General features: G+C 65.1%; 21 protein-coding genes and 1 tRNA gene. 16 read left to right on the top strand and 6 right to left on the bottom strand.

The genetic code is table 11. The features are described from left to right. The first annotated feature begins 55 nt into the window (after positions 1-55). The 3 genes from RBJ75_RS22700 to RBJ75_RS22690 all read left to right on the top strand — a co-directional run bounded on the left by RBJ75_RS22700 (position 56) and on the right by RBJ75_RS22690 (position 2915). Complete coding sequence (locus tag RBJ75_RS22700; protein ID WP_080901061.1) at positions 56-1291, top strand: ABC transporter substrate-binding protein; 1236 nt, start codon at positions 56-58, stop codon at positions 1289-1291. Further along, entirely contained in the window at positions 1288-2040 is a 753-nt protein-coding gene (locus tag RBJ75_RS22695) for an SDR family NAD(P)-dependent oxidoreductase (RefSeq protein ID WP_044412630.1), read from the top strand. Before RBJ75_RS22700 ends, RBJ75_RS22695 begins: the two co-directional genes overlap by 4 nt. 98 nt (positions 2041-2138) lie before the next feature. Beyond that, positions 2139-2915, top strand: coding sequence for an IclR family transcriptional regulator (locus RBJ75_RS22690; protein WP_052628953.1), 777 nt, complete (start codon positions 2139-2141; stop codon positions 2913-2915). 33 nt (positions 2916-2948) lie between these two features. On the opposite strand, the gene RBJ75_RS22685 is transcribed toward RBJ75_RS22690, so the two are convergent. Both RBJ75_RS22685 and RBJ75_RS22680 read right to left on the bottom strand, forming a co-directional pair. After that, positions 2949-3653: a Crp/Fnr family transcriptional regulator gene (locus RBJ75_RS22685; RefSeq protein WP_044412633.1), complete on the bottom strand. Its 705-nt coding sequence runs from the start codon at positions 3651-3653 to the stop codon at positions 2949-2951. Between the two features lie 227 nt (positions 3654-3880). Next, a complete protein-coding gene (locus RBJ75_RS22680; RefSeq protein ID WP_080901062.1) occupies positions 3881-5215 on the bottom strand; it encodes an MFS transporter in 1335 nt (444 codons plus the stop codon). Positions 5216-5566: 351 nt separating this feature from the next. On the opposite strand from RBJ75_RS22680, the gene RBJ75_RS22675 reads away from it, so the two are divergent. Genes RBJ75_RS22675 through RBJ75_RS22665 form a run of 3 tightly spaced genes read left to right on the top strand, consistent with a single transcriptional unit; the run spans position 5567 to position 7715 of the window. Then, a complete protein-coding gene (locus RBJ75_RS22675) occupies positions 5567-6370 on the top strand; it encodes an SDR family NAD(P)-dependent oxidoreductase (protein ID WP_044412636.1) in 804 nt (267 codons plus the stop codon). Beyond that, positions 6367-7221: an SDR family NAD(P)-dependent oxidoreductase gene (locus RBJ75_RS22670; protein ID WP_044412638.1), complete on the top strand. Its 855-nt coding sequence runs from the start codon at positions 6367-6369 to the stop codon at positions 7219-7221. The genes RBJ75_RS22675 and RBJ75_RS22670 overlap by 4 nt, the downstream gene beginning before the upstream one ends. Beyond that, positions 7218-7715: a nuclear transport factor 2 family protein gene (locus tag RBJ75_RS22665; protein WP_044412639.1), complete on the top strand. Its 498-nt coding sequence runs from the start codon at positions 7218-7220 to the stop codon at positions 7713-7715. Before RBJ75_RS22670 ends, RBJ75_RS22665 begins: the two co-directional genes overlap by 4 nt. Positions 7716-7996: 281 nt before the next feature. Here the strand turns inward: RBJ75_RS22665 and RBJ75_RS22660 are convergent. Both RBJ75_RS22660 and RBJ75_RS22655 read right to left on the bottom strand, forming a co-directional pair. Further along, positions 7997-8073 (bottom strand) — tRNA-Arg (locus RBJ75_RS22660). Positions 8074-8203: 130 nt separating this feature from the next. Then, complete coding sequence (locus RBJ75_RS22655; protein WP_044412660.1) at positions 8204-9682, bottom strand: ATP-binding protein; 1479 nt, start codon at positions 9680-9682, stop codon at positions 8204-8206. A gap of 371 nt (positions 9683-10053) precedes the next feature. On the opposite strand from RBJ75_RS22655, the gene rpmH reads away from it, so the two are divergent. The 10 genes from rpmH (at position 10054) to dapE (ending at position 18803) form a co-directional block, all read left to right on the top strand. Continuing rightward, on the top strand, positions 10054-10188 hold the full coding sequence (rpmH, locus tag RBJ75_RS22650) for a 50S ribosomal protein L34 (protein ID WP_011471298.1): 135 nt from the start codon (positions 10054-10056) through the stop codon (positions 10186-10188). A gap of 23 nt (positions 10189-10211) precedes the next feature. Next, positions 10212-10553, top strand: a complete 342-nt coding sequence (gene rnpA / locus RBJ75_RS22645) for a ribonuclease P protein component (protein WP_044412641.1) — start codon at positions 10212-10214, stop codon at positions 10551-10553. A 17-nt stretch (positions 10554-10570) separates the two neighbouring features. After that, complete coding sequence (yidC, locus tag RBJ75_RS22640) at positions 10571-12442, top strand: membrane protein insertase YidC (RefSeq protein ID WP_044412642.1); 1872 nt, start codon at positions 10571-10573, stop codon at positions 12440-12442. A 193-nt stretch (positions 12443-12635) separates the two neighbouring features. Next, on the top strand, positions 12636-13286 hold the full coding sequence (gene yihA, locus RBJ75_RS22635; protein ID WP_044412644.1) for a ribosome biogenesis GTP-binding protein YihA/YsxC: 651 nt from the start codon (positions 12636-12638) through the stop codon (positions 13284-13286). Then, positions 13286-13663, top strand: a complete 378-nt coding sequence (locus tag RBJ75_RS22630; RefSeq protein WP_044412646.1) for a DUF423 domain-containing protein — start codon at positions 13286-13288, stop codon at positions 13661-13663. The genes yihA and RBJ75_RS22630 overlap by 1 nt, the downstream gene beginning before the upstream one ends. A 69-nt stretch (positions 13664-13732) precedes the next feature. Further along, positions 13733-14632 (top strand): acetylglutamate kinase, encoded by a 900-nt coding sequence (argB, locus tag RBJ75_RS22625; RefSeq protein WP_044412648.1) that lies wholly within the window; start codon positions 13733-13735, stop codon positions 14630-14632. A gap of 142 nt (positions 14633-14774) precedes the next feature. Continuing rightward, entirely contained in the window at positions 14775-15773 is a 999-nt protein-coding gene (locus RBJ75_RS22620; protein WP_411194532.1) for a DUF1036 domain-containing protein, read from the top strand. A gap of 75 nt (positions 15774-15848) precedes the next feature. After that, positions 15849-16556, top strand: coding sequence for a pyrimidine 5'-nucleotidase (locus tag RBJ75_RS22615; protein ID WP_044412656.1), 708 nt, complete (start codon positions 15849-15851; stop codon positions 16554-16556). A gap of 244 nt (positions 16557-16800) precedes the next feature. Then, positions 16801-17646 (top strand): 2,3,4,5-tetrahydropyridine-2,6-dicarboxylate N-succinyltransferase, encoded by an 846-nt coding sequence (dapD, locus tag RBJ75_RS22610; protein WP_044416919.1) that lies wholly within the window; start codon positions 16801-16803, stop codon positions 17644-17646. Next, entirely contained in the window at positions 17646-18803 is a 1158-nt protein-coding gene (gene dapE / locus RBJ75_RS22605) for a succinyl-diaminopimelate desuccinylase (protein WP_044416917.1), read from the top strand. The genes dapD and dapE overlap by 1 nt, the downstream gene beginning before the upstream one ends. A gap of 285 nt (positions 18804-19088) precedes the next feature. Here dapE and truA read toward each other — a convergent pair whose 3' ends face one another. Both truA and fmt read right to left on the bottom strand, forming a co-directional pair. Then, positions 19089-19826, bottom strand: coding sequence for a tRNA pseudouridine(38-40) synthase TruA (gene truA, locus RBJ75_RS22600; RefSeq protein ID WP_044412317.1), 738 nt, complete (start codon positions 19824-19826; stop codon positions 19089-19091). Between the two features lie 194 nt (positions 19827-20020). Continuing rightward, positions 20021-20953, bottom strand: coding sequence for a methionyl-tRNA formyltransferase (fmt, locus tag RBJ75_RS22595; RefSeq protein ID WP_044412320.1), 933 nt, complete (start codon positions 20951-20953; stop codon positions 20021-20023). Between the last annotated feature and the right edge of the window lie 11 nt (positions 20954-20964).

Raw genomic sequence — 20964 nt, 5'->3', positions numbered from 1 at the left:
CGCAGGCGGGCGACGCAATCAGTGGCATCAGACCACGACAATGGGAGAAACGAACATGCTGAACTGGAAGACAACGCATCGGGCGTGGCTACTCGGCGGCTTGGGCTGCCTGATGCTGGCCCTCGGCGGCAACGCCGCCGCCGAGCAACCGCCGTTGAAGCTCGGCGTCCTCACCGACATGTCCAGCCTCTATGCCGATGTCACCGGCCCCGGATCGGTGGTCGCCGCGAAGATGGCGGTCGAGGACTTCCTGGCGGGCCCACATCGGATGACGCGCCCGATCGAGGTCATCAGCGCCGACCATCTCAACAAGCCGGACGTCGCCGCCGGCATCGCGCGCGAATGGATCGACCGCGACGGCGTCGATGCGATCATCGATGCGCCGAATTCGTCGGTCGCGCTGGCGGTTCGCAACATCGTGCAGACCAAGAACCGGGCACTGCTCGTCACCGGCGCCTCGTCGTCGGACCTCACCGGCAAGGCCTGTTCGCCCAATCTCGTCCATTGGACCTACGACACTTATGCGCTCGCCACCGGCGTTGCCCGGGCGGTCGTCGAATCCGGCGGCAAAACCTGGTTCACCGTGACGGTCGACTACGCCTTCGGCCACGCCATGGAGCAGGACATCAAGAACGCGCTGAAGAAGAGCGGAGGAACGGTGGTCGGCGGCGTTCGCACGCCGATCAATTCCCAGGACTTCTCCTCCTTCCTGCTGCAGGCGCAAGCCTCGAAGGCTCAGGTTGTCGGGTTGATCAATGCCGGGGGCGACACCATCAACTCGATCAAGCAATCCGCGGAATTCGGGATCGGCGCCGGCGGCCAGCGCGTCGTGGCGACCGTGCTCTATCTCAGCGACGTGCATTCGCTCGGCCTTGCGATCGCCCAGGGACTGCAATTCACCGAATCGTTCTACTGGGATTTGAACGACGGCACCCGCGCATGGAGCAAGCGATTCGCGCCGCGCAACAGCGATCGCTATCCGACCGCGCTCCAGGCCGGCGTCTATAGCGCCACGCTGCACTATCTGCGCGCGGTGGACGCGCTCGGCAGTTCGGCCGACGGCAAGGCGGTCATCGCCAAGATGAAGGAATTGCCCACCGACGATCCGCTATTTGGCAAGGGGACGATTCGCAGCGACGGCCGCAAGCTTCACAACATGTATCTGTTCGAGGTCAAGAAGCCGTCGGAATCGAAGTACCCGTGGGATTACTACAAGGTGATCAAGACCATTCCGCCCGACGAGGCGTGGCGGCCGCTCGACGAGGGTGGCTGCGACTTCTCGAAATCATGAGCAAAACCTCCCGCAACGAGGCCGTCGCCCTGGTCACGGGCGGCGGCGGCGACATCGGCCGGTCGATCGCGCTGAAACTCGCGGCAGACTGGGCCGGCGTTGCGATCGTCGATACCGACGAGGTCAATGGCGCCGAGACGACCCGGCGCCTGATCGAGCGCGGGTGCCGCTCGATCTTCATTCGTGCCGACGTCTCCGATCCGGCCGAGGCCGCGGCCTATGTCGACCAGGTCGAGCGCAGGCTCGGGCCGATCGGCGCGTTTGCCAACAATGCCGGCATCGAGGGCGTGGTGGCGCCGATTCAGGACTATCCCGACGCGACGTTCGATCGCCTGCTTGAAGTCAACGTCAAGGGCGTCTTTCTCGGCCTGAAGCACGTGATCGCCAGAATGATGCCGCGCCGCGAAGGCGCCATCGTCAACACCGCGTCGACCTCGGCGATCCGCGGGCGCACCGGACTCGCCGGATATGTCGCCAGCAAACATGCCGTGCTCGGCCTGACGCGGGTCGCCGCCCTGGACGTCGCGGGCACCGCGATCCGCATCAACGCGGTGCTCCCCGGGCCGATCGAGTCGCGGATGCTGCAGGCGCTCGACGGTCAGACGACGAACGGCTTTGGCCGCAGCGGCACCGCGCCTTGCGGCTCGCCGGACAGCGTTGCCGATGTCGTCGCGTTCCTGCTCTCGCCGGCCGCGCGTCACGTCAACGGCGCGGCATGGACCGTCGACGCCGGCAGCACCGTGGCGTGAACTGCCGCGGCCGCCGGCTGTTCGGCGGCGCGGCCTTGCGACGAGACTCCGCGGCGCGGAAGATTGATCCGCACCGGCGGACCCATTAGAACGCCCGCATGGCTGGAAAAGATCCGACGGTGCGACCAGGCGCTCCCGCGCTGGAGAAGGGACTCGATCTGATCGAGGCGCTCGCCGCCGAATCCCGTGGTTTGAACCAGAAGCAGATCGCCGAGCGCGTGGGCCGCTCGGTCGGCGAAATCTTTCGGATGCTGAGCGTTCTCGAGGAGCGCGGCTATGTACTGCGCGATCCGATCACGGCCGAATACACCCTGACGCTGCAATTGTTCAGGATCGCCGCACAGTTTCCGCCAACCAAGCGCCTGCAACAGGCGGCCCTCCCGGCGATGGAAAAACTGACCTCGCAGACCGGGCTGTCGTGCCATCTGGCCGTGCTGAGCAGCCACCAGTTCATGGTCATCGCGCAGATGGATCCGGAGTGGCAGATGGGCTGGTCGGTGCGGCTGGGGGCGACCTTTCCGATGACCCAGGACTATGCATCGGCCAAGGTTCTGGCGGCCTTCCAGCTGGAGGACCGTCGCAGGGAATTGGCGGAGGCGATCGCCAGGCATGACCGCGCCTCGCTCAAAACCGTGTTGGCCGGACTGGCGAAGGTGGTGGCGAGCGGCGGCGATTTCCCGCAGGAGAGCCACGCGCCCCGGCTGCGCGCCTTCAGCTGCCCCGTCCTCGAATCCTCCGGACGCGCCGTCGCGGCCCTGACCATCCCGCTGCTCCGCCAGGAGAAGATCCAGCCCCGGGAAACCGAAAGCATCAAGATGCACCTGCTGGTGGCCGCCAGACAGATCTCCGAAAAGATCGGCGGAAGCCTCGCTTGAGCCGCTCACGCTTTGAGGGTTTGAATACAGACCCTAGCCGTCCAGGGCCTCGCTCAGGCTGAGGCGCTCAATCGCCGCCAGGTCATGAATCGTGACGGACGTGTACTTCGTCGTCGCAATTCCATCCTCCTCGAGGCCTTTGAACAAACGATTGATGGTTTGGCGGCCGACGCCGATCATCACCGCCAGATCCTCCTGGGACAGGCGCAGATCGATGACCAATCCCTTCTTGGTCCGACGGCCGTGACACTCCGCAAGCCGCCACAATTCCTGCGCGAGGCGGTGAAGCGGGCGGCGATTGCGGGGGATGACCAGGTTCTGGATCGAAACCCGCAAATGCCCGCAGATCATTCGGACAAAGGCCGAATAGTTCTCGGTGCTTTCGCCGATGAGCGCATCGAACCGCTCCTGGCTCAGGTGAAACAGGACGGTCTTGCCGACGGCGAATGCGTCGTAGCCATAGGCGCGGCCGTCAAGCGCGGAGGTTGTGCCGATCCAGGACCCCGGCGAGCTGACCAGGAGGAAGGACGGATCTCCAGACAGCGAGAAGCTGGTCATGCGCACCTGGCCGGAGATCAGGGCAAGCAATCCGTCCGGACTGTCGGTCGCCGAGAAAATCAGGGAATCTTGGACGTTTCGCACACGGCCGAGGCGGAGAATGTTGTCGGCCAGCGACGGTGCAAGGCCGGCAAACCATTTGTTCTTGCGCAGATCGGCCCGGAGGATCGCTTTGTTCATTGGTCGCCACACGAAAAGGAGCGCTGATTGGGCAACAGGCCGCCGCTCGTCCTCTTTGCGGTTCGCGCGGTCGCCGAACCCGCGGTCCTGCCCGCTCGACCCTCCCCGGATACCTCGCAAATCTGCGGCGAAATGTCTATCCCTGGCGGCGCGGAGGCAAGGAGGCGGCGCCAGGATGATCCCGGCCGCGCCCGGCCGCTCTCCAGCCGCTCCGGCCCGCGCCGCGCTCAGCGGCCGCGCGACGACGAATTGCGCAATGTGATCAGCAACAGAGTGCCGGACAGCAGATACAACGCGACGACCAGCAAATTGCTGTAGATGTGATTGCCGGTTGTCGCGGTGATGAAGCCGGTGACCGGCGGCGCGACCGCTGGTCCGAGATTAGCGAGCCCCGCGATGAAGGCAATTCCCCCGGCCATGCTCGCCTTCGACAGATACTCGGTGCAGATCGTGACAAACAGCGGAACGGCGGAGATGAATCCGGCGCCTGCGATCGTGAGGCCCAGCACGGCCAACACGATGTTGCCCTGCGCGAAAGTCATGACGAGCATCCCCAGAGCGGCCACGGCAACACACGAGGCATAGTGCCACCGTCGCTCGCGATGCTTGTCGGAATGCCGGCCAACCACGATCATGCCGATCAGGCCTGCGATCTGCGGCAAGGTCGACAGCAATCCGACGTGAAACAAATCGGAAATACCCCAACTCTTGATCATCGACGGGATCGAGAACACCATCGTGTAGTTCGATCCAATCAGCAGAATGTCGACCAGCACCAGGGCGTAGATCTTGGGATCCGATGCCATTTGCCAGAACCCGCTATGCGAAGAGGTCTCGACCGCGGGAGGATCTTGCTCGAGCTGAACCAGAAGTGCGGACTTCTCTCCGGCTGTCAGCCAGGACACATCCTTCGGCTTGTCCTGAAGGTAGAAATAGGCGGCGATGCCCAGAAGCGAGGCCGGCACGCCCTGGGAAATGAAAAGCCATTGCCATCCATGCAGCCCTCCGAAGCCGTCGAGATACTTCAGCGTCGCCCCGCAGATCGGCCCGGCCAGAAGCGGAGCGATCGCCGTCGCTGACATGAAAGTGGCCAGCACCTGGCCGCGCCTCATCGGCGGATACCAATAGGTCAGATAGAGAAGCACGCCAGGAAGAAAGCCGGCCTCAAAGACGCCGAGCAGGACCCGCGCGACGTAGAATTGAGCGGGCGTCTGGACCAGCGCCATCGCGGCGGACACGATGCCCCAGGCAAACATGATCCTCAGCATCGTCTTGCGGACGCCGATCCGGTCCAGCAGGAGATTGCTGGGGACCTCGAACAACATGTAGCCGATGAAGAAAATGCCGGCGCCGATGCCATAGGTGGCGTCGCTGAACGGCAGCGTCTGCTTCATTTGAAGCTTGGCAAATCCGATATTGATGCGATCGAGAAAGGCGACGACGTAGCACAGCATCAGGAACGGCAGCAGACGCCAGCTGATCTTCGCAAACAGCCGGGCCGTACTGTCTCGTTCCTGGCCTGAAGCCGCGGCCAGACCATTGGTTGCCTCGGTTGCCGTCATCTCATCCCCCCATCCCGACGACGCCCTCGCGGCCAGCGGCGCCGATTCGTTCGCTTGTTGTTGGTCGATCCTTCCGCACAGGTCGGATCTTTCGGCGCGACGCTAGGTTTTTTTTGTGCGGCAATTGTCGCTCTTGCGACAAAGTCGCTCATCAATTGCGGTTGACGTTGGGTTGGGAGAGAGCGCGCGTCGAAGGAACTGGCCGAGGACGCGTTCAAGAAATGGCCGCACGCACCAGAAACTGAACGGCCCGGCGAGAGGCTGCGCCGCGATCAGAGGCCCGAACGCTTCTCGTCCGCGACGCGCGATTGGCGCATCTGAAATCCAGCGCATGCAAAGGCGGTTCAGCGTATGAAAGACGAAATCCATTCCTTGTCGGCCGAGCGGCTCTTCTGCGTTAAGGGGCTTGTCACCATCGTCACTGGCGCTGCGAGCGGGCTCGGCCTGACCATCGCCGAGACGATGGCGGCCAACGGGGCCGACCTGATTCTCGTCGACCGAAACGAGAAGGAGATGAAGAGGGTCAGCGAGGAGGTCATTCCCGGGGCCGAGACCGCGGTGGTTGATATCGCGGATCCCGCCGCTATTCGCCGGCTGGTGGATGGCGTCGTCCAGCGCAAGGGCCGGCTCGACGTCGTGTTCGCGAATGCCGGAATAAGCGCCGGGGCCGGATTTCTCCGGCCCAACGGCCAGATCGAAAACATCGATCTGGCCGCATGGAACGAGGTTATCGCGACGAACCAGACCGGTGCATTCGCGACCATGCAGGCCGCCGCGCGACACATGAAGGCGCAGCGCCACGGTCGGATCGTGGTCACCGCATCCGTGGGAGGATTACGCGGAGCGTCGGCCGTCGGATATGCATATGCGGCTTCGAAGGCCGCGGTGGTGAACCTTGTGAGGCAGACCGCTCTCGAAATGGCGCCGTTCGACGTTCAGGGCAACGCGATCGCACCCGGCTTCTTCAGGACGGCGCTCGGCACCGGCCGCCTGCTGGACGAGGCCGCGTCGAAGCCGCTCGAAGCGATCGTCCCGATGGGTCGGATTGCGATGCCGCGCGAGATTGCCGGCGTCAGCCTTCTGCTGGCCTCCGCGGCCTCCAGTTATATCACCGGATCGGTGTTCACCGTGGACGGCGGGGTCACCGCGGCATGAAGCAATTCACCGGAAAGGTCGCCGTTGTGACCGGGGCGGCGAGTGGCATCGGTCGCGAATTGGCTGTTGCCTGTGCCAGGCGTGGCATGAAGCTCGTTCTCGCCGACGTCGATGTCGACGGGTTGTCGGCCACCAAGGATCTGATGCCCGGCGATGTCGCGGTGCGCACGACGCATTGCGACGTGTCCAGCTTCGAGGCCGTTCAGAGCCTCGCCGATCTGGCCTTTGGCGAGTTCGGCAGCGTCCACCTGCTCTTCAACAACGCCGGCGTCGCGGTGCTGGGCCCGGTCTGGTCCGCCACCCCCGAAGACTGGAAATGGGTGCTAGGCGTCAATCTCCTGGGCGTCGCCCACGGCATTCGAAGCTTCGTGCCGCGGATGATCGCGGCGGGCGAGGACGGCCATATCGTCAACACCTCCTCGGCGGCGGGATTGGGCTCTGTCGCGGGATCCGGCGTTTACTGCGCGAGCAAGCACGCCGTGGTGGCTTTGTCCGAGTGTCTCTTGAAGGACCTGGCGGCGGCCGGCTCGCGACTGAAGGTCAACGTATTATGTCCGGCGCTGGTCAAGACCGCCATCGCCGATTCCGACAGGCATCGCCCCGCACATCTGGCCGCCACGAACCCGGACACCGCAGCGTTCGATCGGCGCGTCAGAGCCGGGATGGAAGCCGCCAATGTCAGCGCCGCCGACATCGCCAGCATAACGATGCAGGCTATTTACGACGATGAATTCTACATCCTTCCGCACCCGGAGATCCGGCTGCGCTTGGAGGAGCGGCTTCACGCGATCATCGGTGATGATCAGCACCACGAGCCCGACGACCTCATGATGAAAACGGAGCGAACATGAGCAATTCCGACAATGACCTTGACCTGCGGACCAGGATCGAGGCGCTCGAGCGGCGTCTGGCCGAACATGACGATCGGGAAGCGATACGAACGCTGCGTTGCACCTACCACGAATACGTCAATCAGGACCGGGTGACTGAATTGGCCGATCTGTTCTCGGAGAATGCCACCGTTTCCTATGGCGGCCGCCCCTTTGTCACCGGCCGGGAGGAAATACGAAGCTTCTTCATCAATTTCCCGATCAAATGGGCGCGTCAGTTCATTCACGCGCATGTCGTCGCAATCGACGGCGACCGCGGCACGGGCTACAGCCATCTCGACGGGCGTCCCGTCCGCGACGGCAAGAGCCTGATGGTCGGCGGCCGCTTCGACGATGAATATGTCAGGGAGAACGGCCGTTGGCTGTTTTCAAAGGTCGTCTTGACCACCTGGTACATCGTCCCGGTCGAACCGGGCTGGGAAGCCGCGGCGACTGCCAAGCCCACGCAGGGGTGAATTGTCGGGCTCGGGGCCTGGCACTTGCCTCAACGGGCCATCGATGTCGTCGGTGTGCTGTCGGTGTGCTTTGGAAACGCGACTGGTCGGCGTCCGATTCGATCGGAAAGGCGCAGACCAGCGCGATGATTAGCAGCTCGGCAATTGCAGATCGCCGGCACGCCGTTGAGCATCAAATTCCCGGGCTGCCGCCAGATGTGAACTGAAGCCGCGCTGATAGCGGCTGTTGGCGACGGCGCCAGATTTGAGAGCTTTCGACAACCATAAGCGGTTGATAGTGCTGGCGCGCCCGAAGAGATTCGAACTCCTGACCCCTAGATTCGTAGTCTAGTGCTCTATCCAGCTGAGCTACGGGCGCGTTTGGCGTGGCGTCGCGGGAAGGACCCGCGAAAGCCGCTTGCGTTGCGCGACGACCAAGCCGCGAAAGCGCGCCATAGCTAGCGGCTCCGCTTCGGCTTGGCAAGCGTCGCTTTGCGTTTCGACCCGACCTATGCCCGGGCCCGCTCGGCACGCAGGCTGTGCAGGTCGACCGGACGGTCGGGGATCGAGAAGCGGAACGTCGCCCCCAGCGTGCCATCCACCAGATTAATGTCGCCGCCATGGGCACGAACCAGCTCGGCGGCGATCGCCAGACCGAGGCCGGTGCCGCCGGCCCGGACCGAGCCGTGGAACGCCTCGAACAGATGGTCGCGGGCCTTTTGCGGAACCCCGGGGCCGGTGTCGGAGACCTCGATGACCGTGACCGAGCCCTCGCGACGTCCGGTGATTCGGATCTGCTGCGGGGCGGCCTCGCCGCGCGGATGGTTTTCCAGCGCCTGCGCGGCGTTGCGCACCAGATTGAGCAGCACGCGAAACAGCTGGTCGGGGTCGGCGTCGATGGTCAGGCCGCGCTCGATCGAGGAGATCCAGGTGATCGAGGCGTCGGCCGCCAGCCCCGCGGTCTCGCGCACCTCATTGACCACCGGCTCGATCAACAGCATCCGCCGATCCGGGGCGGCCTCCTGGGCGCGGCCATAGGACAGCGTCGACTGGCAGAACGCGATCGCGCGCTCCAGCGAGCGCATCAATTTCGGCGCGAACCGCTGCACCCTTGGATCCGGCACGCTGGACAGCTGGTCCGACAGCAATTGCGACGAGGCCAAAAGATTGCGCAGATCGTGATTGATCTTCGACACCGCCAGCCCGAGCGCTGCGAGCCGGCTCTTCTGATGCAGCATCGACACCAGATCGCGCTGCATGTCGGACAATTCGTGCTCGGCGAGCCCGATCTCGTCACCGCGCGGCCCGGGCACCATAATACCCGCCGGGCTTTCCGGATTCTTGCGGAAATTGACCATATTGGCGGTCAGGCGGCGCATCGGGCGGACGAACAAAAAGTGCAGCGCCAGATAGATCAGCGCCGTGGTCAGGCTGGTGATGGTCAGCGACACCAGCAGCAGATTGCTGGAAAACCGGTACATCGCCTGACGCAGCGGCAATTCGTCGATCACGACCTCGATGAACTGGCCGCCGCCTTCGGCCGGCCCGATCACCCTGATCGTCTGGTTGCCGCTCTCCAGCATGACCACGAAAGAATCCACGATCGCCGACCAGGGCGTCACGTCGCGCATGTCGACATGGTGGTCGATGGTCGACGGCAGATTGGCGCTGGCCAGCAGCCGGCGCTGCTTGCCCATCTTGATGGCCACCGCGCGCGCGTCGATGCTGGTCAGAATCTGTCGCGCCAGCGAATCCGGCACCAGCCCGGTGGGCGAGGCGTCCAGCACCAGCGCCGCGGTATTGGCCGCAGCCAGTCGGTCATTCAGCCGGTTGATCCGGAAATTGGCGATCGAGGGCACGTAAATCAGGATTTCGGCGATCAGCACCAACGGAATCGTCAGCAGCAGGAGCTTGCCGGACAGACCGATCCGCGGCTCCGGTCGCGTTCGCGCCGGCTTTGCCTGGTGCTGTTGCTCGGCTGCTGCCACGTCGTCGCTGCCCTGTCTCACCACTCGCGCGCAGATTGCTCGCTCAGAATGCGCCCTAGCACGGGAACCGTCAAATTACCGTTTCCTCATCTGCGCCCGCCGCGCCGTGAGAGCCGCCCGCAATCGGCATTCTGCGCCGCGAATGCGCCGTTTTGCGGTTGCACAAATGCGGTGTCGGCCATGATTGACGAAAACAGGTCGCTCCCGTATAAGCCGCGCCAACTGTCCGCGATGGCCCGGTTCGACCGGGGCGGTTCATTTTTGAGCCGTGAATGGCTCAAATGTGAGTCAGCATCGGCGGACTTACCTCATTTATCGGCGAACTTGCCCGGTTTTATCGGCGAACTTGCCCGGTCAGCGGAGAACGGCCCGTGAAGCGGACTTATCAACCCAGCAAACTGGTGCGCAAGCGCCGCCACGGTTTTCGCGCCCGTCTTGCGACGGTCGGTGGCCGTAAGGTCTTGGCGGCACGTCGCGCCCGCGGTCGCAAGCGTCTGAGCGCCTGAACGGGCCTCACCGAGATCTCCTCATGGATCGGTTAAGGCAGCGGGCGGACTTTATCGCCGTTGCCAAAGGGCTGCGGATGAGCGCTCCTGCCTTCGTGGTCCAGGGCCGGTGCCGCGACGATGACGGCCCGGTCCGGGTCGGCTTCACCGTGACCAAAAAAGTCGGCAACGCTCCCGAGCGCAACCGCATTCGCCGCCGGCTTCGCGCGTTGGTGGAGCACGTCGATGGCGTATCCATGCGACCCCATAGCGATTATGTGCTAGTCGGCCGTCGTGCGGCGCTGAGCCGCGACTTTGATATCATGCTCGACGATCTCCGTTCCGCCCTCGGCCGCATCGCGCGGCGGGCGCCAAATCCGAACTGAATGACGAGACCTGACCGATGACCGATAATCGCAACACCATTCTCGCTGTCATCCTGTCGGGCCTTGTCCTGCTCGGCTGGCAATATTTCTTCAATATTCCGCAGATGGAAAAGCAGCGCGCCGCCAAGCAGGCGCAGATCCAGTCGACGACGCCGGCGCCGCAGTCCGGCGCCGCGCCGGCCGCAACACCCGACCAGCTGCAATCCGGCACGGCATCCCCGCCAGCGAACGCCATCGCCCCCGCCGAGCCGGCCTCCGCTGCCCCGGTCGTGAGCCGCGAACAGATGCTGGCCGCCGGCCCGCGCATCAAGATCGAGACTCCGACTGTCAGCGGCAGCATCGCGCTGAAGGGCGCGCGGATCGACGATGTCTCGCTGGTCAAGTTCCGCGAGACCGTGGATCCGACCTCGCCGGCGATCGAATTGTTCTCGCCGTCCGGCACCGCGAACCCGTATTACGCCGAATTCGGCTGGGTCGCGGCGAGCGGCGCGGCAACCAAGGTTCCGGACCAGAACACGGTCTGGCAGCAGGAAGGCTCTGGCAGCCTGACGCCGTCGCATCCGGTGACACTGAAATATGACAATGGCGAGGGTCTGACCTTCCGCCGCACCATTTCGGTCGACGAGCGCTATCTGTTCAGCGTCAAGGACGACGTCACCAATCTCGGCACCGCGCCGGTGACGCTGTATCCGTTCGCTCTGATCTCCCGCCACGGCACGCCGCATACCGCCGGCTATTACATCCTTCACGAGGGCCTGCTCGGCTATCTCGGCGACCAGGGCCTGCAGGAATTCCCCTACAAGAAGATCGACGAGGCCAAGTCGGTGAGCTTCAAGGTCACCAATGGCTGGCTCGGCATCACCGACAAATACTGGGCTTCGGCGCTGCTGCCGGACAATAGCGCGCAGCTGCAGGCGCGATTCTCGTCGAACCTGGCCGGCGCCGTCCACACCTACCAGGCCGATTATCTGCAGGATCCGCAGACCGTCGCGATCGGCGGTACCGGCTCGGCCAATGCGCGGCTGTTCGCCGGCGCCAAGGAAGCCCGCGTCGTCGGCATCAATTTCCCCTTTGCCGGCCTCGGCGGCTACAACCAGCAACTCGGCCTCAACCATTTCGACCTGCTGATCGACTGGGGCTGGTTCTACTTCATCACCAAGCCGATGTTCCTGGCACTCGACTTCTTCTACCATCTGGTCGGCAATTTCGGCGTCGCCATCCTGCTGGTGACGGTGATCGTCAAGCTGCTGTTCCTGCCGCTGGCCAACAAGTCCTACGCCTCGATGGCGAAGATGAAGGCGATCCAGCCGCAATTGGCCGCGTTGAAGGAACGCAATCCGGACGACAAGGCCAAGCAGCAGCAGGAGATGATGGAGATCTACAAGAAGGAGAAGATCAACCCGGTCGCCGGCTGTCTGCCGGTGCTGCTGCAGATCCCGGTGTTCTTCTCGCTCTACAAGGTCCTGTTCGTCACCATCGAAATGCGCCACGCGCCGTTCTTCGGCTGGATCCAGGATCTGTCCGCGCACGACCCGACCAATCTGTTCAACCTGTTCGGTCTGCTGCCGTTCGACCCCACCCTGGTTCCGGTGCTCGGCCATTATCTGGCGCTCGGCGCCTGGCCGCTGGTGATGGGCGTCACCATGTGGGTGCAGATGCAGCTCAACCCGGCGCCGCCGGATCCGACCCAGAAGATGATCTTCGCCTGGATGCCGGTGATCTTCACCTTCATGCTGGCGTCGTTCCCGGCCGGTCTGGTGATCTATTGGGCCTGGAACAACACCCTGTCGGTGCTGCAGCAGGGCTTCATCATGCGGCGCAACGGCGTGAAGGTCGAACTGTTCGACAATCTGAAATCGACCTTTAGGGGTTCGAAAAAAACGACGTAGCTCCGCTTCGACAATCGCGCCCTGGTCATTCCGGGGCGCGAGCACTTGCGAGCGAGCCCGGAATCTTGCGACGCGCACCTTGGGCGAGATTCCGGGTTCGCTCGCAGCTTCGCTGTTCGCGCCCCGGAATGACGGACGGCGGGAGGCAGGACAATTCCCGCCTTATCGCTCATCACCAATTGAAAGCGCTCGCATGAATGCCGACCTAGATGCGAAGCTGATCGAACGGGGGCGCAAGATCTTTGCCGGCGACTGGCAATTCATCTGGGCCTCGCCCTCGATCGAGACCCTGCCGCCGATGGCCGGCATGGAGGTGGCGTTCGCCGGCCGCTCCAATGTCGGCAAGTCGAGCCTGATCAACGCTTTGACCGGCCGCAACGCGCTGGCGCGGACCTCGCATACGCCGGGCCGCACCCAGGAGCTGATCTTCTTCGAGGGCCCGCAGGACGCCGGCTTCCGGCTGGTCGACATGCCGGGCTATGGCTACGCCTCGGCGCCGAAGGCCAAGGTGAAATCCTGGACCTCGCTGATTCACAATTTTCTGCAGGGCCGCAGCTCGCTGGCGCGGGTCTATCTGCTGATCGATTCCCGCCACGGCCTCAAGGATGTCGATCTCGACATCCTGAAGACGCTGGACATGGCCGCGGTCAGCTACCAGGTGGTGCTGACCAAGGCCGACCAGGTCAAGCCCGCCGAACTTCAGGAGCGCGTCGAAGCGACGCTGGCGGCGCTGAAAACCCATCCGGCGGCGTTTCCCGAATTGCTGCTGACCTCCTCGCGCACCGGCGCCGGGATGGCGGAATTGCGCGCCGCGATGATCCGGCTGCTCGACGAGCGCGCCTGATGGACCGGGTGTTTCGCGCTCTGGTGGTGCTGGCCGGCTTGTTCGGCGCCGCCGGCGTGGCGCTGGCCGCCGCGTCCGCGCATCTGCCGGACGCCGCGCGGCTCGGCTCGGCTTCGACCATGCTGCTGTTTCACGCCTGCGCGATTGCCGCCGCGGTGCTGCTGTGCGAGCGCGGCGTGACGCGGCGAATTCCCGGCCTGGCGGCGGCGTTCGGCTTCGCGGCCGGAACTGCTTTATTCGCCGGCGATCTCAGCCTGCGGCAATTCGCCGGCCACAGCCTGTTTCCGATGGCGGCGCCGACCGGTGGCACCCTCCTGATCGCCAGCTGGCTGATGCTGGCGGTCGCGGCGCTATGGCCCCGAACGCCGCGCCACTAGGATCGCCGGCTGCGAAATGCTAGCGCTGTGCCCGCTTGAAATGGCCCACCGAATCGCGAGACCCGCCTCATGACCGACGCGCCCTATGTCATCAGCCCGCTCGATCAGGCCCGCATCCTGTCCGAGGCGTTGCCGCATATGCAGCGCTACGACGAGGAAACCATCGTCATCAAATATGGCGGCCATGCCATGGGCGACGAGGCCACCGCCAAGGCATTCGCCCGCGATATCGTGCTGATGGAGCAGACCGCGGTCAATCCTGTGGTGGTGCATGGCGGCGGACCGCAGATCGCCCAGATGCTGAAACGCCTCGGCATCAAATCGGAATTCGCCGCCGGCCTGCGCATCACCGACGCCGCCACCATCGAAATCGTCGAGATGGTGCTGGCCGGTTCGATCAACAAGCAGCTGGTCGGCTATATCAACGAGGCCGGCGGCAAGGCGGTCGGGTTGTGCGGCAAGGACGGCAACATGGTCAGCGCCGTCAAGGCGACGCGCACCATGGTCGACCCGGATTCGCGGATCGAACAGGTCGTCGATCTCGGCTTTGTCGGCGAGCCGGAGCGGGTCGATTTGACCCTGCTCAACCAGCTGATCGGCCACGAACTGATTCCGGTGCTGGCGCCGCTGGCGACCTCGGCGACCGGCCAGACCTTCAATGTCAACGCCGACACCTTCGCGGGTGCGGTGGCCGGCGCGCTGAAGGCCAAGCGGCTGCTGCTCTTGACCGACGTGCCGGGCGTGCTCGACAAGTCGAAGAAGCTGATCCCCGAGCTGTCGATCAAGGACGCGCGAAAACTGATCGCCGACGGCACCATTTCGGGCGGCATGATCCCCAAGGTCGAGACCTGCATCTATTCGCTGGAACAGGGCGTCGAAGGCGTCGTCATCATCGACGGCAAGATCCCGCACGCGGTGCTGCTCGAATTGTTCACCAACCAGGGCACCGGCACGCTGATCTACAAGTGATGAGGGGCGGAGAACGCGCAAAACCCGCGCTTCGGCGTCATTGCGAGCGAAGCGAAGCAATCCAGGGCGCCGAGCACGGAGCCCCTGGATTGCTTCGTCGCTTCGCTCCTCGCAATGACGGGGGTGGACCGTGGGTGCGATGATGGCGGCTTGGCCGCGACTCGGCGCAGCGCTGCTGACGCTGACGCTTGCCGCCGCCCCCGCCCGTGCCGACCTCAAGCTGTGCAATCGCATGAGCTATGTGGTCGAGGTCGCGATCGGAATCGACGTCAAGGCCACCACCGCGACCCGCGGCTGGTTCCGGCTCGATCCGGCGCAATGCCGCGTTGTGGTGCAGGGCACGCTCGGCGCCGACCGGCTGCTGCTGCATGCCCGCTCGCTCGGCGTCTATGGCGCCTCGCCGGTGCCGCAGAACGGCACCGACCGGCTTTGCGTCGCCGAGGGCAATTTCGTGATCGCCGCCGCGCGGCAGTGCCGCGGCACCCAGGCGCTGGCGCCGTTCACCGAGGTTCGGCCGACCGAGAACGAAGACGGCGACCAGGTGGCCTATCTGGCCGAGGCCGGCGAATATGACGACGAACAGGCCAAGCTCGCCGGCATCCAGCGGCTATTGGTGATCGCCGGTTACGACGCCGCCCCGATCGACGGCGTCGACGGGCCGAAGACGCAGGCGGCCCTGGCGGCATTCCTCAAAAGCAGCGGGCTTTCGCCGGAGATCGTGCAGAGCCCCGATCTGTTCGCGGCGATGATCAAGGCGGTGCAGGCGCCGTCGCCGAGCGGGCTGACCTGGTGCAACGACACGCCGTACAAGATCATGGCGGCGGTCGCCAGCGACGACGGCAAGACCGTGGTCAGCCGCGGCTGGTACGGGATCGCGCCTGGCGCCTGCCTGCATCCCGACGTGACCGGCCAGCCGAAACGCGTCTTCAGCTTCGCCGAGGCGGTCGACGACAAGGCCCGCGCGCTCGAGATCAGGGGCAAGCCGCTGAACTGGGGCGGCACCACCATGCTGTGCACCCGCCAGAGCAAATTCGAGATCAACGAGCAGGACGATTGCGCCGCGCGCGGCCTGACCGCCACCGGCTTCGCCCCGGTCGACCTGTCCGGCGGCGGCAACACGCTGCGCTTTAAATCGCCATGATCTTGACAGAGTGCCTAGTCGCCGTCCCTCGCACTGCGCGCCCCCTCTCCCATGGGAAGAGGTGAAGAAAGAACCATGACAATTAAAACCAGACAGGCCCGCGGCTTCGATCATGTCGACACCTGGGTGTTCGACCTCGACAACACGCTGTACCCGCATCACGTCAATCTGTGGCAGCAGGTCGATCTGCGGATCGGCGAGTTCATCGGCAATTTCCTGAAGATTCCGCCCGCCGAGGCGCGCCTGATTCAGAAGGATTATTACAAGCGCTACGGCACCAGCATGCGCGGCATGATGACCGAGCACGGCGTCCGTGCCGACGATTTTCTGGCCTATGTCCATCAGATCGATCACTCGCCGCTGCAGCCCAACCCGGCAATGGGCGTGGCGATCGCCGCGCTGCCCGGCCGCAAGCTGATCCTCACCAACGGCTCGGCCGATCACGCCGGCAAGGTGCTGGCGCGGCTCGGCATCGTCGAACAATTCGAGGCGGTGTTCGACATCGTCGCCGCCGAGCTGGAGCCGAAGCCGGCGCCGCAGACCTATCAGCGCTTTCTCACGCTGCACGGCGTCGATCCCCAGAAGGCCGCGATGTTCGAGGACCTCGCCCGCAATCTCAGCGTGCCATATGAGCTCGGCATGACCACGGTGCTGGTGGTGCCCGATGGCAGCGAGGAGGTAGTGCGCGAGGACTGGGAGCTGGAAGGCCGCGACGCCGCCCATGTCGATCATGTCACCGACGATCTGACCGGTTTTCTGGCGGCATTGAATACAAGCCGATAGCGTGTCCCGGGCGCGATGCGGCACGCAGTGCCGCTTCGCAGAACCGGGATCCCGGTTTAGACGCCGGACACCGGGGCCCCGGATCAGCAGCGCACCACGCCGCCAAGAGCGGCGCGCTGCGCAGCATCCGGGGCACGCACGCGTCTTTGAGAGGCACTGCTTGACTCTCCCCGGCCAAATCCCGACAAAAGCCTCGCCAAACGCCGCAAATCGCCGCCTAACCTAGCCGCCGCAAGGAAACCCGATGTCGCTGACCGCACTCGAAACCACCATCAACACCGCCTTCGACGCGCGCGACAGCGTCAGCGCCGCCACCAAGGGCGAGGTCCGCGACGCCGTCGAGTCCGCGCTCGACCTGCTCGACAAGGGCGAGGCCCGGGTCGCCGAGCGTGACGCGTCCGGCGCCTGGAAGGTCAATCAATGGCTGAAAAAGGCGGTGCTGCTGAGCTTCCGGCTCAACGACATGAGCGCGATCTCGGGCGGTCCCGACGGCGCGTCGTGGTGGGACAAGGTGCCGTCGAAATTCAACGGCTGGGGCGAGAACCGGTTTCGCGAGGCCGCGTTCCGCGCCGTGCCCGGCGCCATCGTGCGGCGCTCGGCCTTCATCGCCAAAAACGTGGTGCTGATGCCGTCCTTCGTCAATCTCGGCGCCTATGTGGACGAGGCCACCATGATCGACACCTGGTCGACGGTCGGCTCCTGCGCCCAGATCGGCAAGCGGGTGCATATTTCCGGCGGCGTCGGCATTGGCGGCGTGCTGGAGCCGCTGCAGGCCGGTCCTGTCATCATCGAGGATGATTGCTTCATCGGCGCGCGCTCGGAAGTGGCCGAGGGCGTCATCGTGCGCAAGGGCGCGGTGCTGGCGATGGGCGTATTCCTCGGCGCCTCGACCAAGATCATCGACCGCGACAGCGGCGAGATCTTTGTCGGCGAAGTGCCCGAATATGCCGTGCTGGTGCCCGGCAACCTGCCCGGCCGACCGTTGAAGAACGGTCAGCCCGGCCCTTCGACCGCCTGCGCGGTGATCGTCAAGCGCGTCGACGAACGCACCCGTTCCAAGACCAGCATCAACGAATTGCTGCGCGACTGATGCCGCCCGACGCGCTCAGCATCGCCCAAGACCTGCTGCGTTGCCCCTCGGTGACGCCGGCGGATGCCGGCGCGCTGGGCGTGCTGGAGCGGCTGCTGGGCGATGCCGGCTTTGATTGCCACCGCGTGACCTTCTCCGAGCCCGGCGCCGCCGACATCGACAATCTCTATGCGCGCATCGGCGACAGCGCGCCGCATCTGTGCTTTGCCGGCCATACCGACGTGGTGCCGCCCGGCGACGAGGCGGCGTGGAGCCATGGCGCCTTCTCGGGCGACGTCGCCGACGGGCAGCTCTATGGCCGCGGCGCGGTCGACATGAAGGGCGGCATCGCCTGCGCGGTCGCCGCCGCGCTGGATTTTCTCGCGACGCATGACGGCAAACCAAAAGGCTCGATCTCGTTCCTGATCACCGGCGACGAGGAAGACGTCGCGGTCAACGGCACGATCAAGCTGCTGCAATGGGCGGCGGCGCGCGGCGAAACATTCGATCACTGCATCGTCGGCGAGCCCAGCAATGTCGAGACGCTCGGCGACACCATCAAGATCGGCCGCCGCGGCTCGCTGTCCGGCACGCTGATCGTCGACGGTGTGCAGGGCCACGTCGCCTATCCGCATCGCGCATCCAATCCGGTGCCCGATATCGCCGCCTTGATCGTGGCCTTGAACGGCGAGCCGCTCGATGCCGGCACGCCGCAATTCCAGCCATCCAATCTGGAATTCACCTCGGTCGATGTCGGCAACCCGGCCGGCAATGTGATCCCGGCGCAGGCGCGCGCCCGATTCAACATCCGCTTCAACGACCACCACACCGCCGATTCGCTGCGGATCCTGATCGAGCTGCGGCTCCAACAGGCCGCCGGCAACCGCATCCGCGCCCGGATCGACTGGCAGCCGTCGAACGCCGACGCCTTCGTCACCAAGCCCGGCGGCTTTACCGATATCGTCGTGGCGGCGATCGAACAGGTCACCGGCCGCAAGCCCGAGCTCAACACCGGCGGCGGCACCTCGGACGCGCGCTTCATCAAGAATTATTGCCCGGTGATCGAATTCGGCCTGGTCGGCCAGACCATGCACAAGGTCGACGAACGCGTGCCCGTCTCGGATCTCGAGCAGCTGACCGCGATCTATCGCGGCGTGCTGGACCGATATTTCGCCTGAGCATTTGAACTGAGCGGATTCTTCAATCGCCCGTCATTCCGGGGCGCGAGCAGCGACAGCTGCGAGCGAACCCGGAATCTCGCGACACGACGCAACGCGAACTGTGCCCGTTGCAAGATTCCGGGTTCACTCGGCCTATCGGCCTCGCGCCCCGGAATGACCGAGCGGAGCGTGCGGCGGCGCGTCCCGGGAATGACCGAGCGGGGTCTGCGACGCTGGGCCTCGCGCGTGCCTCAATAATCCACCCGCACCAGATAAAGCCCTTCGGGCGGCGCGCCGCGCCGCTCAATAATCCACCCGGACCAGATACAACCCTTCGGGCGGCGCCACGAGGCCACAGGCGGAGCGGCGGCGCGCCGCCAGTGCGGCGGCCAGATCCTCGGCGCGCCAGCGGCCTTCGCCGACCCACACCAAGGAGCCGACCATCGAGCGCACCTGGCTGTGCAGGAACGAGCGCGCCGAGGTGACGATCGAGACATTGTCGCCGTCGCGCACCACGTCGAGCTGATCGAGGGTCTTTTCGGGCGATTTGGCCTGGCATTCGGTGTCGCGGAACGTAGTGAAGTCGTGCCTGCCGACCAGAAGCTGCGCGGCCTCTTGCATCGCCGCCACGTCGAGCGGCTTCGCCACCCGCCACACCTTGCCGATCTCGAGCGCCAGATTGGCCCGCCGGTTACTGATCCGATAGACGTAGTGCCGCTTGACCGCCGAGAACCGCGCCTCGAAATCATCGGCCACGATCTCGGCGCTCAGCACCCCGATCGGATGCGGCCGCAGATGCGCGTTGAGCCCGTCGCGCAGCCGGCCCGGCACCAGCGGCTTGGCGACGTCGCAATGCGCCACCTGGCCCAGCGCGTGGACCCCAGCGTCGGTGCGGCCGGCGCCGTTGATGCGGACGAACTCGCCGCAGATCGCCTGCGCCGCATCTTCCAGCGCGGCCTGCACCGAGGGGCCGTTGCGCTGAATCTGCCAGCCGCAATAGGGCGCGCCGTCATATTCGATGATGAGCTTGTAGCGCGGCATGGTTGGCGATGATCTGTCTGCTGTCATTGCCGGGCTTGACCCGGCAATCCATCAATCGGGCAAGTGTTGTTTTCCGGATGGATGCGCGGGTCAAGCCCGCGCATGACGGCGCGAGATCACGCGCCGCCGCACCATCCACCGTGATCGCCCGGGCGGTGACAGCATGGCTGCGATACCGGCCAATCGTCCCATCTCTAGCACACCCGCAGCGGCGGCTTCAGCGGTGTGCCGCGCAGAAAATCCGCTGCCTGCATCGGCTGCTTGCCGGCGCGCTGCAATTGCAGCACCCGGATCGCGCCGTCGCCGCAGGCAATCGTGAGCCGGTCGTCGAGCAGATCGCCGGGCGCGCCCGCGCCCTTCGCCAATTCGCAGCGCAGGATCTTGACCCGCACCGCCTCGCCTTCGATCGGCCATTCGCACCACGCGCCGGGAAACGGCGACAGCCCGTGAATATGCCGCAACACCGCGGCCGCCGGTTTGGTGAAATCGATCCGCGCCTCGGCCTTGTCGATCTTGGCGGCATAGGTGACGCCGGCTTCGCTCTGTTTGGCGAGTCGCAATTGCCCGCGTTCCAGCGCCCCCATCGCCCGCACCATCAGGTCGGCGCCGAGCGGCGCCAGCGCGTCGTGCAGATCGGAAGCGGTCATCGCGTCGGTGATCGTGATCCGCTCCGCCATCGCGACGTCGCCGGTATCGAGCCCGGCGTCCATCTGCATCACCATCACGCCCGACTCGGCGTCGCCCGCCATGATGGCGCGATTGATTGGGGCCGCGCCGCGCCAGCGCGGCAGCAGCGAGCCGTGCAGATTGTAGCAGCCGAATGTCGGCGCATCGAGAATGGCCTGCGGCAGGATCATCCCATAGGCGACGACGACGGCGGCATCGGCGTTGAAGGCGGCAAATTCCGCCAGCACCTCCGGGGTCTTCAGCGTCTTCGGCGTCAGCACCGGGATGCCGAGCCGGCGCGCCGCCTGCTCGACCGGCGTCGGCTGCAGCTTCATGCCGCGTCCCGACGGCTTGGCCTCGCGGCTGTAGACCGCGACGATGTCGTGGCCATGGCCGGCCAAAGCCAGCAGCGTCGGCACCGCGAAATCGGGCGTGCCCATGAAAATCAGGCGAAGGGACATGGGCAATGCAA

Origin of the sequence: Rhodopseudomonas sp. BAL398, assembly GCF_033001325.1 — a bacterium.
Lineage (GTDB): Bacteria > Pseudomonadota > Alphaproteobacteria > Rhizobiales > Xanthobacteraceae > JARJEH01.
Note: the sequence above shows the minus strand (reverse complement) of the source record. Positions and strands in the feature narration are given on the sequence as shown.